Origin of the sequence: Saccharopolyspora gloriosae, from assembly GCF_022828475.1 — a bacterium.
In the GTDB taxonomy this organism is placed as follows: Bacteria; Actinomycetota; Actinomycetes; order Mycobacteriales; family Pseudonocardiaceae; genus Saccharopolyspora_C; species Saccharopolyspora_C gloriosae_A.
The window spans coordinates 5630327-5646521 of the sequence record NZ_CP059557.1 but is presented as its reverse complement, the minus strand read 5'-3'; the positions used below and the strand labels follow the sequence as shown (position 1 = coordinate 5646521).

9 protein-coding genes are annotated in these 16195 nt (G+C 69.8%); 5 read left to right on the top strand and 4 right to left on the bottom strand.

What is annotated here, in order from left to right; translation table 11 throughout:
- The first annotated feature begins 19 nt into the window (after positions 1-19).
- The 5 genes from ettA (at position 20) to H2Q94_RS24625 (ending at position 11290) form a co-directional block, all read left to right on the top strand.
- Positions 20-1696 (top strand): energy-dependent translational throttle protein EttA, encoded by a 1677-nt coding sequence (gene ettA, locus H2Q94_RS24645; protein ID WP_243789548.1) that lies wholly within the window; start codon positions 20-22, stop codon positions 1694-1696.
- A gap of 18 nt (positions 1697-1714) precedes the next feature.
- On the top strand, positions 1715-4942 hold the full coding sequence (locus H2Q94_RS24640; RefSeq protein WP_243789547.1) for an ATP-binding protein: 3228 nt from the start codon (positions 1715-1717) through the stop codon (positions 4940-4942).
- 125 nt (positions 4943-5067) lie between these two features.
- Positions 5068-9993, top strand: a complete 4926-nt coding sequence (locus H2Q94_RS24635) for an NAD-glutamate dehydrogenase (RefSeq protein ID WP_243795896.1) — start codon at positions 5068-5070, stop codon at positions 9991-9993.
- A gap of 219 nt (positions 9994-10212) precedes the next feature.
- Positions 10213-10656: an acyl-CoA thioesterase gene (locus tag H2Q94_RS24630; RefSeq protein WP_243789546.1), complete on the top strand. Its 444-nt coding sequence runs from the start codon at positions 10213-10215 to the stop codon at positions 10654-10656.
- Positions 10649-11290: a DUF8010 domain-containing protein gene (locus tag H2Q94_RS24625; RefSeq protein ID WP_243789545.1), complete on the top strand. Its 642-nt coding sequence runs from the start codon at positions 10649-10651 to the stop codon at positions 11288-11290. Before H2Q94_RS24630 ends, H2Q94_RS24625 begins: the two co-directional genes overlap by 8 nt.
- A gap of 532 nt (positions 11291-11822) precedes the next feature.
- On the opposite strand, the gene H2Q94_RS24620 is transcribed toward H2Q94_RS24625, so the two are convergent.
- The 4 genes from H2Q94_RS24620 to H2Q94_RS24605 all read right to left on the bottom strand — a co-directional run bounded on the left by H2Q94_RS24620 (position 11823) and on the right by H2Q94_RS24605 (position 16094).
- Complete coding sequence (locus H2Q94_RS24620) at positions 11823-13154, bottom strand: heparan-alpha-glucosaminide N-acetyltransferase domain-containing protein (protein WP_243789544.1); 1332 nt, start codon at positions 13152-13154, stop codon at positions 11823-11825.
- A gap of 285 nt (positions 13155-13439) precedes the next feature.
- The gene (locus tag H2Q94_RS24615; RefSeq protein WP_243789543.1) at positions 13440-14684 is read right to left on the bottom strand and encodes an alpha-amylase family glycosyl hydrolase; all 1245 of its coding nucleotides are present in this window, start codon (positions 14682-14684) and stop codon (positions 13440-13442) included.
- A gap of 17 nt (positions 14685-14701) precedes the next feature.
- Complete coding sequence (locus H2Q94_RS24610) at positions 14702-15094, bottom strand: globin (RefSeq protein WP_243789542.1); 393 nt, start codon at positions 15092-15094, stop codon at positions 14702-14704.
- A 22-nt stretch (positions 15095-15116) separates the two neighbouring features.
- A complete protein-coding gene (locus tag H2Q94_RS24605) occupies positions 15117-16094 on the bottom strand; it encodes a mechanosensitive ion channel family protein (RefSeq protein WP_243789541.1) in 978 nt (325 codons plus the stop codon).
- Positions 16095-16195: the final 101 nt, after the last annotated feature.

The following is a 16195-nucleotide window of genomic DNA, read 5'->3' as shown; positions in this document are numbered from 1 at the left end:
CGCAACTACGATTCAGGGCATGGCCGAGTTCATTTACACCATGAAGAAGGTGCGGAAGGCGCACGGGGACAAGGTCATCCTCGATGACGCGACCATCCAGTTCTACCCCGGTGCCAAGATCGGCGTCGTTGGCCCGAACGGCGCCGGCAAGTCGACCGTGCTCAAGATCATGGCGGGACTCGAACACCCGAACAACGGTGAAGCGTTCCTCTCGCCCGGCTACACAGTCGGCATCATGCAGCAGGAGCCGCCGCTCAACGAAGACAAGACCGTCCTCGGCAACGTCGAGGAAGGCGTCGGCGAGATCATGGAGAAGCTGCACCGCTTCAACGCGATCGCCGAGCAGCTCGCCACGGACTACACCGACGAGCTGATGGAAGAGATGGGCAAGCTCCAGGAGGACCTCGACCACGCGGACGCGTGGGAGATCGACTCCCAGCTCGAACAGGCGATGGACGCGCTGCGCTGCCCGCCGCCGGACGCCGAGGTCAGCCACCTCTCCGGTGGTGAGCGCCGCCGGGTCGCGCTGTGCAAGCTGCTGCTGAGCAAGCCCGACCTGCTGCTGCTGGACGAGCCGACGAACCACCTGGACGCCGAGAGCGTGCTGTGGCTGGAGCAGTTCCTGTCGAACTATCCCGGCGCCGTCCTGGCCGTGACGCACGATAGGTACTTCCTGGACAACGTCGCGGGCTGGATCCTGGAGCTCGACCGCGGACGCACCTACCCGTACGAGGGCAACTACTCCACGTACCTGGAGAAGAAGCAGGAGCGACTCGCCGTCCAGGGCAAGCGCGACCAGAAGCTTCAGCGTCGCCTGAAGGACGAGCTGGAGTGGGTCCGCTCCAACGCGAAGGCCCGCCAGACCAAGTCGCGTTCCCGGCTGGAGCGCTACGAGGAGATGGCGGCCGAGGCGGAGAAGACCCGCAAGCTCGACTTCGAGGAGATCCAGATCCCGCCGGGACCGCGACTGGGCAACCAGGTCGTGGAGGTGGAGAACCTCAAGAAGGGCTTCGGCGACAACCTGCTCATCGACGGCCTGACGTTCGACCTGCCGCGCAACGGCATCGTCGGCGTCATCGGCCCGAACGGTGTCGGCAAGACGACGCTGTTCAAGACCATCGTCGGGCTGGAGCAGCCGGACGCGGGCACCGTCAAGGTCGGCGACACCGTGCGGCTGTCGTACGTCGACCAGAACCGGTCGCACATCGACCCGAACAAGAACGTGTGGGAGGTGGTCTCCGACGGTCTCGACTACATCCAGGTCGGCCAGGTCGAGATGCCGTCCCGCGCCTACGTGAGCGCGTTCGGGTTCAAGGGTCCTGACCAGCAGAAGCCGGCGGGCGTGCTCTCCGGCGGTGAGCGCAACCGGCTGAACCTCGCGCTGACCCTCAAAGAGGGCGGCAACCTGATCCTGCTGGACGAGCCGACGAACGACCTCGACGTCGAAACCCTGGGCTCGCTGGAGCACGCGCTCGAACAGTTCCCCGGCTGCGCCGTGGTGATCTCGCACGACAGGTGGTTCCTGGACCGCGTCGCGACGCACATCCTCGCCTGGGAAGGCGACGACGAGAACCCGGCCAAGTGGTACTGGTTCGAGGGCAACTTCGAGGGCTACGAGAAGAACAAGATCGACAGACTGGGGCAGGAGGCCGCCCGTCCGCATCGTGTCACCCACCGGAAGTTGACCCGGGGCTGATCCTGGCGGGGAGGCGTCTTGGCCAGCATGCACGGAGCTCAACCGGGCGGTGCGCAAGAGTTGTTCGAACCCGCTTGGCAGATGCGTTGGCGGGTTCCCGAGCTTGCCTTGGTGCTCGGCGATCAGGCCGTTGCACAGGCCAGACGTGTCGGTGATCGTTCGCTGCGGCTCCGTGCCGAGGCGGTGGCGCTGTTCGCGTCCAACCGCCTCGGGCACGGGGTCGCGGTGACCAATCGGGCCATCACGGCCGTTCGCGACGCGGAGCGCGCGGGTGATCACGAGATCGCCGCGGAGCTGCGCGTCGAGCTGGCTTGCTGCGCTCGTACGGCAGGTGGGTACGAGGTCGCGTTGCGCGTGCTGCAGCCGGTGCTGGAGCGCGAGCGGATCGAGCCGTCGCTGCGTGCGCACGCGCTGCTGGAACTGGCGGCCGCGCTGCCGGGCAAGCAGCGGGAGGCCGAACGTTCCGAGGCGTTGGACGAAGCCGAGCGGCTCTACGCCGCCGCCACCGAGCTCAACCGCGACACCAGCAGGCTGCTGCTGGCGCGGGTGCGCACGGCACGGGCCGGGCACCTGCGGCGCAATGGGGACTTCGACCAGGCGGCCCGCTCCGCCGAAGCGGGACTGGCGCTGCTGGACCGGCTCGGCGATCCCGCCGCGGAGAGCGGCGAGCTCCGGGCACGCCTGGTGCTGGAACAAGTGCACTCGTTGCTGGACCTGGGACGTCGCGGTGAGGCCGTCGAGGCGGCCTCACCGGTGATCCGCACTCCCGTCCGGGCGGCCGCGGCCGGGCCGTCGGGGTGGTTGCGGCTCGCATTGGCGACCCGTGTGCACTTGCCCTCCGGTGAGCTCGCCGCCGCGGTGCGGCTGCTCAACGACGCGGCGGCCAACGCCGAACGGCACAAGCTGGACTGCCTGCTCACCGAATCGCTGAGCATGTCCTCCCAGACGCATGAGCGGGCCGAGGAGTACGTCGAGGCGCTGGCCACGCTGCGCCGTGCGTACGCGGCGGATCGGCGGTGGCGTGCCGCGGTGCACTCCGCGCGGGTCCGGTTGCTGGAGGAGTTTCCGGCGCTGGCGACCTCGAATCCGGCCACGGCGAGCGGAGCGGAGCGGGCCGCCGTCCCCGTCGCCGGCGCGACTCCGGTGGCTCCCGTAGCCGATGCGGATTCCCGGCAAGAGGCCGAATCGGTCGCCGTGCCCGAGGAATCCGCTCCCGAACGCACCTGGCGATCACGTACCGCCGAACCGCACGACGTCGTGGCGCGCAACGCAGGTGCCCACGATGCGCAGGCGCACGACGCGAGCACCGACGTTCCCGCGCCGCGACAGACCGCCGGACGACGCCGCGCCGACGGCACCGGTCGCCCGCAGCGCATCGCGGAATCCGAATCCCAGGCGCAGGCTTCCCAATCGCCGACTTCCCAGGCCCCGAGTTCCCAGCCGCCGACTTTCCAGCCCCCGACTCCGGTCGCACCGCAGGAGGCCGCATGGTCGGAGCCGGACCCCGAGCCGGAAGCGTCCGCGCAGCAGCTCTCCGAGGGCGACCCGCTCGACGAGTACCGCAAGCCGGGTGAGAGCAGCGTGCGGGACGCCGCGCGCAGGCTGATGGACACGCTCACCAGCCGCGTCGCCGACGACCGCAGGCCGTCCCCGGAAGCCGCCGATTCGGGCCGTCCGGCACCGGATTCGGACACCTCGGGTTCCGCGATGCCCCAGCCCCGCGTGCCGGAGCAGGACCCCGCCGCGACGACCGCGGGATCCGGCGGCAAGCGACGTGCGCCGGAACCGGACCCGTCCACCGACGACGAGGCACCGGGCCGCCACGGCGGCGTGGACGTCCCGGTCGGACGAGTCACCGCGGCGCCGTTCGGCGAGGGATTCCCGGTCTACGACTTCGGATCCGGCCGATCGGCCCGCTTCGAACCGGACCGGCCCGAACCCGACAGCGCCGAACCTGGCCGCGCCGAACCTCACACCGCCGAATCGCGTCCCGGCAGCAGCGCCGACGACTTCCCGGAGTTCGGCACTCGCGGTGGGCGACGCCGGGAGACCGCCGCCGAAGAACCGGCGGAGTCCGCGCCCGACATGAGCGCCCCGTGGGACCACCGCCCGACCGCGGAGCCGGTCGCTCCGCCGGACGTCACCGCGATCATGCCGGTGATCTCCATGTCGGACGACGAACCACCGAAGCCTTCGGAGCAGGTCGGCGCCGTGGAGCACCTCGACGACTCCGCTCTGTCCCGCGGACCCGAGCGCTGGTCCGCGGATCCGGCCCCGGCCACCCCGGAATCTTTCAGCGGAGCCGCCTCGGAGCCGTACGAGGAGCAGGGCCGCCGGACCCGCGGCCGGTCGCTCGCGGAGATCCGCGAAAGCCTCGCCGAGATGCAACGCCACGGCCGGGAGGGCACGGGGCAGGACTCCGCGCACCGGGCGGCAGCGGACGCGCCGGGTGAGCAGACCGATGAGCCGCCACGGTCCGGGGCGTCGTGGGCGGACCGGTACCTGGGTTCCTACCTCGGCGGCGACCGGCAGGAGACCGTCCCGGAGCCGCCCTCCGGCGGCAGGCGCCGAGCCCGGCACGCCGACCCCGATGAGCAGTCGGACACTCCCGTGCCGGAGGCACCGCCGTGGGCTTCCGCGCCCTGGGGCGGAAGTTCGACGCGATCCACCGGGACTCCGGACCCGCTCGGCTCGCCGAGAACGACCGACTCGGCGAGCGCGCTGCCCCCGAACCTGGGAGCGCTGTCCGAACCGTCCTACTCCGAGCCCCACTACACGGGGACGTCCTACGCCGAATCGGTGTTCGCCGACCCGAGCGGCACGGACGCCTCCCCGTTCGACCGGACCCGCCCCGAATTCGGCCCGGCCCATTCCGCCCCCGCGGGCACCGGCACCGAATCCTCCGGCTCGGCACTCGCCGACCCCGGCCGCCCTGCCGCTGAACGGCTCGAATCGGCGGCGGAACTGCTGGCGCGACACCGCGACGGCGGCACCGAACAGGCCGGCGCGGAACCGGGCAACGAGGTCGGCCTGGCCGACCTGCTGGCCGAGGCGCTGCTGGCCTACGAGAACGGCAGACGCGGCCAGGACGACGCCGACGCTTCCGGCAAGCACGGGCAGCCCACGGCCGACGGGCACCCGGTCGGCCTGCCGCATCCACACGACGCGGACCCGGAGGAGCCCGGCACACCACGCCATCGGCGGCCCGCGTCGCACCACGAGCCCTGGACTTCCTGGGGCCACTGAACGTTGTGCCGGAGTTCCCCTCGGGAGCGATGCCGCTCCCACCTGATCCGCCCTTGGCCTGGCAGGCTTAGGGTGGAATCCGTGTTGGCACAACGCGGTGCCGTCCAAGCGTGGAGCAGCTGAAGATGACCTCGAAACCCCGATCCGCTATTCCTGACGCCGACACGGTCAGGCCGGCCGTAATCGAGAATCCGGAGGCCTCGAAGGCCTGGTTGCTGGATCGTGCCGTCGAAGCCGCTGGGGGGCTCGGCGAGCTGTTGCGTACTTATTTTCGGCACGTGCCTGCCGAAGAACTCGCGGGCGACGAACCGGCGGAGCTGGTCGCGTCCCTGCAGTCGCACTACGAGCTCGCCGGTGTGAGAGCCGCGGGCCGTCCGCTGGTGCGGATCGTGAATCCCAGTCTCGAACCGGATGGCTGGCGGAACTCGGCGACCGTGTTGCAGCTGGTCACCGACGACATGCCCTATCTCGTGGACAGCGTGATCGCCGAGCTGACCCGGCACGGCGCCGAAGTGCAGCGGATCATCCACCCGATCGTCGTGGTGCGCCGCGATGCGGCGGGCGAGCTGCTCGAAGTGCTGCCGCAGGCCGATCCGGGAGCGCCGCCGCAGGACGCGCTGGCGGAGTCGTGGATGTTCGCCGAGGTCGACCGGATCACCGACGCCGACCGGTTGCAGGCGCTGGAGCAGGGTTTGCTCACCGTGCTCAGCGATGTCCGGGAGGTCGTCGAGGACACCGAGCGGATGCTGGCGAAGGTCCGCTCGGTGGCCGACGAGCTCGAAGGGCGGCGCGGCCGCGACGCGCAGGACGCCGCGGGGCTGCTGCGCTGGCTCGCCGAGGGGCACTTCACCTTCCTCGGCTACCGGCACAACGAACTCGCCGAGCAGGACGGCCGGTCGAAGCTGAACCCGGTGCTGGCGTCCGGGCTAGGCGTGCTGCGCAGCGACAGCTTCGCCGCGCAGGACCTCACCACCGGGCCGGACGTGCTCGTCAGCACCGGGTCCGGCGAACCGCTGGTGCTCACCCAGGCGAGCACACCGTCCACAGTGCACCGTTCGGTGCATCCGTTCTACGTCGGTGTGCTGACTTACGACGACGGCGGCGAGGTGAGCGGGGAACACCGCTTCCTCGGGTTGTTCACCACCACGGCGCTGCACGAGAACGTGCTCGACATTCCGTTCATCGAGCGCCGGGTGCGCAAAGCCATTCATGGCGCGGGATTCCCGCTGGAGTCCTACTCGGGGCAGCGGATGCTGGAGGAGATCCAGAACTACCCGCGCACCGAACTGTTCTCCACGGACCTGGAGACGCTGCGCGACACCGTGACCGGGGTGCTGGCGCTCGCGGAACGCCGCAAGCTCAAGCCGTTCGTGCGCCGCGACCCGTACGGCCGGTTCTTCTCCTGCCTCGTGTACCTGCCGCGGGATCGCTACACGACCCGTTCCCGGTTGGCGATGCAGGAAGTGCTGCTGGCCGAGCTGGGCGGCGCGAGCGTGGAGTACAGCACTCGCGTCGGGGAGTCGGCGTTGGCCCGCGTGCACTTCGTGGTGCACACCAAGCCCGGCGGTGACGCCCCGGAACCGGACCTGGCTCGCATCCAGCAGCGGCTGTCCGAAGCGATCCACACCTGGGAGGACCAGATGGTCGCCGAGGTGGAGATCGCCTCGGCCGACACCGAGGAACCGCGCCGGGTGCGCCGCTCGGAGGCCGCCAGCGAGGCGGCCCAGCGCTACGCCGCGTCGTTCCCCGAGGCCTACAAGGAGGACTTCAGCGCGGTAGAGGGCCTGCGGGACCTGTGGAAACTGGAATCCCTGTCCGATGAGCACGACCTGCGCATGTCGTTCTACACGCCGCAGAACGCCGCGCCCGGCGAGCGCCGCTTCAAGATCTACGTCACCGGTGAGCGGGTGACGTTGTCGCGGGTGCTGCCGGTGCTGCAGAGCATGGGCGTCGAGGTCGTCGACGAGCGCCCCTACGAGGTGGTGCCCGAGGGCGGCGAAAGGTGCTGGATCTACGACTTCGGCCTGCGGCTCGAGGCCGGGCTGCTCGACACCGAGGGCGCCGAACGGCTCGACACGCTGCGCGAACGTTTCGAGGACTCGTTCCGCGCGGCCTGGCAGGGCGAGGCGGAGGTGGACCGCTTCAACTCGCTGGTGCTGCGCGCCGGGCTCAGCTGGCGCCAGGCTTCGGTGTTGCGCGCCTACGCGAAGTACCTGCGCCAGACCGGCGTGCCCTACAGCCAGGAGTTCATCGCCGACGTCATCCTCACCCACCGGGCGACGACGGTGGCGCTGACCCGGCTGTTCGAGGTGCGCTTCGACCCGAAGCTCGCCGCGGACGACCGCGACGCGCACCAGGAGGAGCTGCGCACCCAGATCACCCGGCTGGTCGACGATGTGACCAGCCTCAACGCGGACCGGATCCTGCGCAGCTACCTGAGCCTGATCACGGCGACGCTGCGCACGAACTACTACACCGACGGCACTCGCTCCTACCTGGCGATGAAGCTGGAGCCGAAGGAGATCCCGGGCCTGCCGGAGCCGCGGCCGGAGTACGAGATCTTCGTGTACTCGCCGCGAGTGGAGGGTGTGCACCTGCGCTTCGGTTCCGTCGCGCGCGGCGGGCTGCGCTGGTCGGACCGGCAGGAGGACTTCCGCACGGAGATCTTGGGCCTGGTCAAGGCGCAGGCGGTGAAGAACGCGGTGATCGTGCCGGTCGGCGCGAAGGGCGGCTTCGTGGTGAAGCGGCCGCCGCTGCCCACCGGTGATCCCGGCAAGGACCGGGAGGCGAACCTGAACGAGGGCATCGCCTGCTACCGCATGTTCATCTCCGGCCTGCTGGACCTGACCGACAACCTCGTCGCCGGTGAGGTCGATCCGCCGCAGGGCGTCGTCCGGCACGACGGCGACGACACGTACCTGGTGGTGGCCGCGGACAAGGGCACGGCGGCGTTCTCCGACCTCGCCAACGAGGTCGCCGGTTCTTACGGTTTCTGGCTCGGTGACGCGTTCGCCTCCGGTGGTTCCGTGGGCTACGACCACAAGGCCATGGGCATCACCGCGAAGGGCGCTTGGGAGAGCGTCAAGCGGCACTTCCGCGAGCTGGACGTGGACACCCAGCGCGAGGACTTCACCGTCGTCGGCATCGGCGACATGGGCGGTGACGTCTTCGGCAACGGCATGCTGCTGTCCGAGCACATCCGGCTCGTCGCCGCGTTCAACCACATGCACGTGTTCATCGACCCGGAACCGGACGCGGCGAGTTCTTTCGCGGAGCGCAGCAGGCTGTTCCACCTGCCCCGATCCACGTGGGACGACTACGACCGCGGCAAGATCAGCGAGGGCGGCGGCGTGTGGTCGCGGTCGCTGAAGTCGATTCCGCTGGGCGACCGGGTCCGCACCGCGCTGGGCATCGACGACTCGGTGACCGCGCTGCCACCGGCCGAGCTGATCAAGGCGATCTTGCAGGCTCCCACCGACCTGCTGTGGAACGGCGGCATCGGCACCTACGTGAAGGCAGGCAGCGAGACGCACGGCGACGTGGGGGACAAGGCCAACGACGCGGTCCGCGTCGACGGCGGTCAACTGCGGGTGCGGGTCGTGGGTGAGGGCGGCAACCTCGGCCTCACCCAGCTCGGGCGCATCGAGTTCGCCCGTGCCGGCGGCAAGGTCAACACCGACGCGCTGGACAACTCGGCGGGCGTGGACTGCTCGGACCACGAGGTCAACATCAAGGTCCTGCTGGACCACTTGGTCTCCGAGGGCACGCTGGACGACGTGCAGCGCAACGAGCTGCTCGCGGAGATGACCGACGAGGTCTCCGAGCTGGTGCTCGCCGACAACTACCGGCAGAACGCGGTGCTCGGCATCTCCCGCGCGCACGCCGCCGAGATGGTGTCGGTGCATGCCAGGCAGATCACCGCGCTGGAGGACAACGGCCTCGACCGCGAACTGGAGGCGCTGCCCGGCAAGAAGGAGCTGCGCGACCGGGAGAAGAAGGAAACCGGGCTGAGCTCGCCGGAATTGGCGACGCTGATGGCGCACGTGAAGCTGTCGCTGAAAGCTCAGGTGCTGGCCAGCGATCTGCCGGACGCGGACGCGTTCAGCGGGCGGCTGCCGGACTACTTCCCGAAGCCGCTGCGGGAGCGCTACGCCGACGCGATCCCGGCGCACCCGCTGCGCCGCGAGATCACCTCGACGCTGCTGGTCAACGAGGTCGTTGACGGCGCGGGCGTGTCCTACGCGTACCGGCTGTCCGAGGAGATCTCCGCCACCGCCACCGACGCGGTGCGGGCGTTCGCCGTGGTCACCGGCGTGTACGACCTGCCGGACCTGTGGCGGCGGATCGACGAGCTGGACAACGTGGTGCCCAGCAGGGTCGCCGACGAGATGGTGCTGCAGGTCCGCAGGTTGCTGGACCGGGCGGCGCGCTGGCTGCTGTCGAACCGGCCGCAGCCGTTGGCGATCGGTGCGGAGATCAGCCGGTTCCGGCCGGTCGTGGCCGAACTGTCCGCGAGCGTGCCGGGCATGCTGCACGGCCGGGCCGCCAGCGGGGCGCAGGAGACGACGCAACGGCTCATGTCCGAGGGCGTGCCCGCCGACCTGGCGGAACGCGTCGGGGCGCTGCTGGACACCTACGCGCTGCTGGACATCACCGAGGTCGCCGAGCTCGCCGAACGCGACACCGGGTTCAGCCCGGAACGCAGCCCTCGGGAGAGCGCGGAGCTGTACTACATGCTCGCCGAGCACCTCGACATGGAGCGGCTGCTGCTGGCGGTCAACGGGCTGGAACGCGGCAACCGCTGGCATTCGCTGGCCCGGCTGGCGCTGCGCGACGACCTCTACGCCTCGTTGCGGGCGTTGACGATCGACGTGCTCAGCACCAGCGACCCGGAGGAACCGGCGGCGGACAAGATCGCCCAGTGGGAGGCCACCAACGCTTCCCGGATCGGGCGGGCGAGGACGTCGCTGGAGGCCATCAAGCGCTCCGGCAGCCTGGATCTGGCGACGTTGTCGGTGGCCACGCGTCAATTGCGCAGCATGGTCCGGTGATGCCGGATTCCCGTGCGCCGCGCTGAGGTGGTGCGTACGGGGCGAATCGAAGTGAGCGAGAAGGGGCGGGCCGGGCAGGCCCGCCCCTTCTTCGGTGCGGGTGGTGCGGAGCGGCTCCGCCGCTGTGCGAGGCTCGGGGTGCGAGGCCGATGGTTCGATCCGGCGATCGGACTACGATCCGGGTAGGTCTCAGCCACAACCACGGAAGGACACCGACGAGTGGGTGCGTTCGTAGCCGATGTTCCGCTGCGCTGGTCCGACATGGACGCGTTCGGGCACGTCAACCACGCGAGGACGGTGACGCTGCTGGAAGAGGCCCGGGTGCAGCTGCTGTTCACCGAAGCGGGCAGGCAGGGCCTGCTCGGCATGGCCGAAGGCATGGTCGTGGCACGCCTCGCCGTCCACTACCGGATTCCAGTGGCGCACTCGGCGGGCACTTTGCAGGTGCGGATGTCGGTGCGGGACCTGAAAGCGGCCTCGTTCGTGATCGACTACTCGGCGTCCACGAGTGGTTCCGCGGAGGTCGCCACCGCCGAGACTGTCATGGTGCCCTACGACCTCAAGGCCGGGTCGCCGCGGAGGATCAGCGAAGACGAGCGGACGTTCCTCGCCGAGTGGCAGGCAACGCTGGCCTCGTCGGAAGTGGGGCAGGACCGTGCCTGAGCTGCGCATGCCGGATTCGGTGGAACGCGACGACCTCGGCGCGTTCGTGGCACGTTCGGTGCGGTTGGACTCGCAGACGGCGATCCGGCTGCGCAACCGCCGCGACACCGGCCGCATCGACGTGTGGGCGGCGACGCCGTTCGACGCGTTGTGCACGCGGTCGGTGGAGGGCGAGGCGGACCCAGCCGATGTCACCGTGTCCGGCAACGAACTGCTGGCCGCGTTGACCGTCGCGGGCGGCCCGAAGATGGATCCTGGCCCGCCGAGGGACCTGATGTGGCGTTCCGAGCTGCCGCCGCCGGAAGGCTGGCGGCGGGTGGACGACCTGCCCGCGAAGCTCGTCGTGGACGTCGCCGACCGCGGGATCGGCGTGGCGAAGGAGAACGTGGGTCCGAAGGGCACCCCGCCTGCCTCACTGCTCGATCAGGAGGTGTTCACGGTCAGCGGTTCCGGGCTGGACGTGAAGATCCCGTTGCGCTGCCTGTTCGTGCTGTCCGGCATGGGTTTCCTGGTCTCGGACCCGGCGGATTCGGAGATCGTGCGGGTCAGCGCCACCGATTCCTGGCTGCGCCTGGACTCCCGCTTCGGCGCCGTAGTCCGCCGCCGCCACGCCCTGCTCCCCCTACTCATGTGACAAGCAAAGGGCGGCGAAGCCCGCCCACCTCGCGGCCGGAGGCCGTGTTTTGCGGCGTAGCCGTGCTTTTGGCGGCGGAGTCCGCGAAGGGCGGGCGAAGCCCCGCTTGCCTTGCGGCCGGAGGCCGTGTTTTGCGGCGTAGCCGTGCTTTTGGCGGCGGAGTCCGCGAAGGGCGGGCGAAGCCCCGCTTGCCTTGCGGCCGGAGGCCGTGTTTTGCGGCGTAGCCGTGCTTTTGGCGGCGGAGTCCGCGAAGGGCGGGCGAAGCCCCGCTTGCCTTGCGGCCGGAGGCCGTGTTTTGCGGCGTAGCCGTGCTTTTGGCGGCGGAGTCCGCGAAGGGCGGGCGAAGCCCCGCTTGCCTTGCGGCCGGAGGCCGTGCCTGTATGTGCGAAGCACATAGCCCACGTCAAGAAGGTGACCACCGGCGGGTTCTCAGTTGGTCTCTCGCGAGGACAGCTTTTTCCCTCGTGGCGGAGCCACTTGGGAAAAAGATCCCGCAGCGAGAGACCAACTGAGGTTCCGCCACCCGACCACCTCAGACAGACGAGCCGTGCAACGAACGACTGCTCAACCGATCAGTGCACCAGTTGACTGCTGTGCTCACGGCACCCTCCAACGGCCCACGCCGGAAGAACCGCTTCCACACCGTCGCGAACATCAGCGAGAACACCAAGAACAGTTCCGACATGTAGGTGTTCACCAACCCCACGATGCCTTCAGGGCGGTGCCCGTCCGGCGGGAAGGCGGGCAGATCGGGGACCCAGGTGGCCGCCTGTCCCATGCTCGCCAGGTTGTCCAGCGTCTCCGGGACTCCGCTCATCGGCCAGCCGCCGGTGACGATCTGCCACGCCATCACCAGTGCGTGCAGCGCGTACAGGGTGAGCGCCATCGTCCCCGCCTTGATCAGCGGGAGCAGCGGGCGTTCGTAGCGGTCCGCCAATTCCAGGCACAGCACCAGAATCGCCACGGCAACGCCCAGCGAGCCGAGCAGTTCGAAGGAGGAGCCGCTGTGCGGGCGGGCCGCCAGCAGGAACTGCGGGTGCTCGATCGGCACGGTGCCTTCGGTGAGCACTTCCGGCGGCGGACCCGCGACGAGCCCCAGCAGCGCGGAGGTCGTGTACGTCACCACTGCCGCCAGCACGCTCCAGATGCCCAGCCGCAGCCGCACCGCGCGGGACCGCAGGTCGAGCCTGCCGACGGCGAGCCCCGCCAGCACCAGCGCGAGGTACGTCGCCGCCGGGTAGAAGTCCAGCAGCGTCAGGTCCAGCACGCCCAGGTCGGCGAACAGCCGCCCCGGGTCGACGGAGTTGATCGCCCCCACCACGACCGACACCGAGTTGTTCCCGGCGAGTGAGCTGCGCAGCAGGTATGAGGCCTGCGGCCCGCCCACGATGAGGATCGCCGCGGCGATCGCCGTGCCGCGCGGCCCCAATCCGAGGAACGGCAACGACAGCAGGAAGTACACGCCGTAGAACGGAATGATCACGGTGAGCAGGAAGCCCGTCGCATCCGTGGCCTTCGCCAGCGCCAGTCCGATGATCAGCAGCAGCACTGCGCGGATCGCCACCCGAACCCGCGCGTCGCGCAACGCGGCGCCGGTCAGCGGAGTTCTGCGGCCGGTGAGCATCGCCAGCGACACCCCGGCGAGGAAGGTGAACAACGCGGTCGCGCGGCCGCTCGAGGCCTGCGCCAGACCGATCTCGACGAAGCCTCCGCTGAACGGCGCACCGAAGTGGATCACGAACATGCCGAAGATGGCGACGAATCGGGCCAGGTCCACACCGAGCAGCCGGTTACCGCGGACTGTCCGGGGGAGTTGATCACGGCGCTGGGCCTCGTGGCGAGGTGCCGGGCTCGCTGCGGTCATGACGTCCTGAAAGAGACTGAAGGCGGAACTCGGGCGTTGCACAACTTACCCGTCGGTCATCACGCACTCGTCGCACGGTCGGACAGTGCGTCCGGTGCGCCGTTCCGAGATCGTCGGTACCCGCTTCCGCCTGCGCGTTCGCCCGGAACCTCGCGGCCAGGACGAGGCGATCGCGAACGGCCTGTTCGGCTGAACGGGCGTCGCCGGATGATCCGTTCGATCCACCGGAACCACGAGGAGACCGCCCATCCGGGCACTGCGATCAGGTCAACGCGGCCGGAATGGTCAGATGAGCCACACCGCGGTGTTCGGCGGCAGGCGATCGCCCTCCAGCGGACCGCTGGCGAGCAGCACCTCACCCGGCGGCAACGTCACCGACTCCGCCGAAGCGTTCAACGCGCAGGTGAGCTCGCCCGGTTCCCTGCGGAACGCGAGGCAGCCGGGCGGAGCTCCGAACCACGACACCTGGTCGCCGCGCAGCGCCGGATGCTCCTTGCGCAACTCCAGCGCACTCCGGTACAGCGACAACGTCGAGTCCGGATCCTCCAGCTGCGCCTCCACGGTGTAAGGCGCCCACTCTTCGGACATCGGCCACCAGCCGCCCGGCACCGGTGAGAAGCCGAACGACGGTTCGTCGCCTTCCCACGGCATCGGGCCGTGCGTGGGTGAGGCGGAGCGGGAACCTCCGGCGGTCGGCAAACCCAGTTCCTCACCGGTGTCCAGGCCGACGATTCCCGGCAGGCCCAGCGACACCAGTGCCAGCGCCCGCGCCCGCGCTTCGCCCGACGCGCCACCGCCGAACCGGGTCACCGGGTGCGTCCGGTCCTCACCGGCAACGACCCACACGGCGGGCACTCCCAGCATCTCCGCCGAAGACAGCATCCGGGTGATGACCTCGCGCAGGTCCGCCGCGTCGAACAAGGTGCGGCCCAGCCGCAGATCGATGCCGATGTCCCAGCCGGCGTGGTCGGCGTAGCTGTCGAACCACGACTCGTCGATCAGCACCCCGATGCCGCGCCCCGGATAGTCCGCCGCGATGGGCGCGAGTTCGCGCAGGACCTCGCGGACGGCGGCACCGGCGGGCTCTCCCGCGCCGGGAGCGACCGCGACCCGCAGGGCGTCCACGCCGCGATCCAGCCAGAACCGCACCGAGGTCGCGAACACCTCGTGGCCGTCGGTGCCGATCCGGTCGACCAGATCGCGCTGCGCGGCCACGTCGATCGCCACCCGCAGGCCCGAGGCGTGCGCCTCGTCGACCAGCGACTCGAACGACTCCAGCTCGCCCAGCACGGGATCAACGCCGCGGCCGCGCGCCGGGTCGGTGAGCGGGCTCGCCGTCAGCGCCGTCAGCCACAGCGCGTCCACGCCGAGCAGCTCCAGATACCCCAGGCGCAGCCGGGCGCCGTCGAGATCTCCCACGCCGTCACCGTTGGCGTCGGCGAACGACCGCAGATCCACCCGGTAGAAGACCGCATCGCTCCACCACGGGGCGGCCGAAGCCGCTCGCGAGTCCCCCACTGGTGCGTTCATGACAAACGATCAGGCTCCTAGAACCACGAATTCATCATGCTCTGCGCTGCCATCTCCAGGTACTGCCAGAGCTGTTCGCGATGCTCGTCGCTGAGCTCGGCCTCGTCCACCGCGATCCGCATGCAGCGCAGCCACGCGTCCCGCTCCGCAGGCCCCACCTTGAACGGTGCGTGCCGCATCCGCAGCCGGGGGTGGCCCCGGCGATCCGAATAGGTGTGCGGGCCGCCCCAGTACTGCATGAGGAACAGCCGCAGCCGTTCCTCGGCGGGACCCAGGTCCTGCTCGGGGTACAGCGGGCGCAGCAGTTCGTCCTTGGCCACTTCCTCGTAGAACCGGGCCACGATGAAGTGGAAGGTGGGTTCGCCGCCGACTTGGTCGTAGAAGGTCTCCGGTGCGCTCACACGTTCCATCCTCCCCTGCCGGTGGCGGTGCTCATACCTGGGCCGAGTCGATCTGTGGTCTTCCGTTCGGGTAGGGCGGCTGGATGTCCTCGTCGTCGTAGGCGCGCTTGATCGCCACGCGGAGCCTGCGCTGCACGGCCCACTGGGTGCTGGGTCGCACCTTCACGGTCAGGCGCAGCGTGATGGTGTCCGAGGTGATCTGGTCCACGCCGAGCATCTCCGGCGGATCCATCACGTCCTTGGACAGCGGTTCCCTGGAGGCGGCCTCGGTGGCGACCCGCGTCGCGACCTCCATCGCCTTCTCGACGGAGCTCGTGTGCGAGATCGGGAAGTCCACGACGGCGACCGCGAAGCCCTGGCTGGAGTTGCCGACGCGCAGGATCTCGCCGTTGCGCACATACCAGACGGTCCCGTTGAGATCGCGCAGCGTGGTGACGCGCAGCCCGACGGCCTCGACGGTGCCCGCGGCCTCACCGAGGTCGACGATGTCGCCCACGCCGTACTGGTCCTCGACCATCATGAACATCCCGGACAGGAAGTCCCGGACCAGGTTCTGCGCGCCGAACGCCACCGCGACACCCAGCACACCCGCGGAGGCCAGGATCGGGGCGAGCTCGATGCCGAGGGACTTGAGCGCGTACATCAACGCCAAGCCGAAGATCAGGAACGAGGTCAGCGATTTGAGGACCGAACCGATCGTGCGGGCGCGCTGCACGCGGCGCTCCGAGAGCAGCGCCATGCCCGCGGCTTCGTTGCGACGTTCCTTCAGCGGCGTCAGCAGCTTCGGCGTCTTGCCGCCGTTGCCCCGGGTCAGCCGGGTGATCGTGCGGTGCACGAAGTAGCGCGCCAGGAACGCGGTGAGGACGATCAGCAGGATGTTCAGCGGCTTGGCGATGAGCAGATCCGAGTACATCGCCAGCCAGTCGTTGCCGGTCCAGCGGGAGACGGTCTGGCACCAGCTGCCGTCGTCGTGGACGCAGTCGGGCTGGGTTAACAGCGGGGGTGTCATGGGTCGGGGATCTCCATGCTCGGGTGTTGCGTCGACCTGTGTGCGCCGCCGAAGGCCGGTGACCACATCGAAGGCGCCGTCCGGCTGAGGATCGGGAGCTG

Excerpts from the sequence above, each read along its gene's own strand:
- H2Q94_RS24620 (WP_243789544.1), bottom strand. The coding sequence starts at position 13,154 with ATGACCGCAGCGAGCCCGGCACCTCGCCACGAGGCCCAGCGCCGTGAT.
- H2Q94_RS24605 (WP_243789541.1), bottom strand. The coding sequence starts at position 16,094 with ATGACACCCCCGCTGTTAACCCAGCCCGACTGCGTCCACGACGACGGC.
- ettA (WP_243789548.1), top strand. The coding sequence starts at position 20 with ATGGCCGAGTTCATTTACACCATGAAGAAGGTGCGGAAGGCGCACGGG.
- H2Q94_RS24635 (WP_243795896.1), top strand. The coding sequence starts at position 5,068 with ATGACCTCGAAACCCCGATCCGCTATTCCTGACGCCGACACGGTCAGG.
- H2Q94_RS24610 (WP_243789542.1), bottom strand. The coding sequence starts at position 15,094 with ATGGAACGTGTGAGCGCACCGGAGACCTTCTACGACCAAGTCGGCGGC.
- H2Q94_RS24615 (WP_243789543.1), bottom strand. The coding sequence starts at position 14,684 with ATGAACGCACCAGTGGGGGACTCGCGAGCGGCTTCGGCCGCCCCGTGG.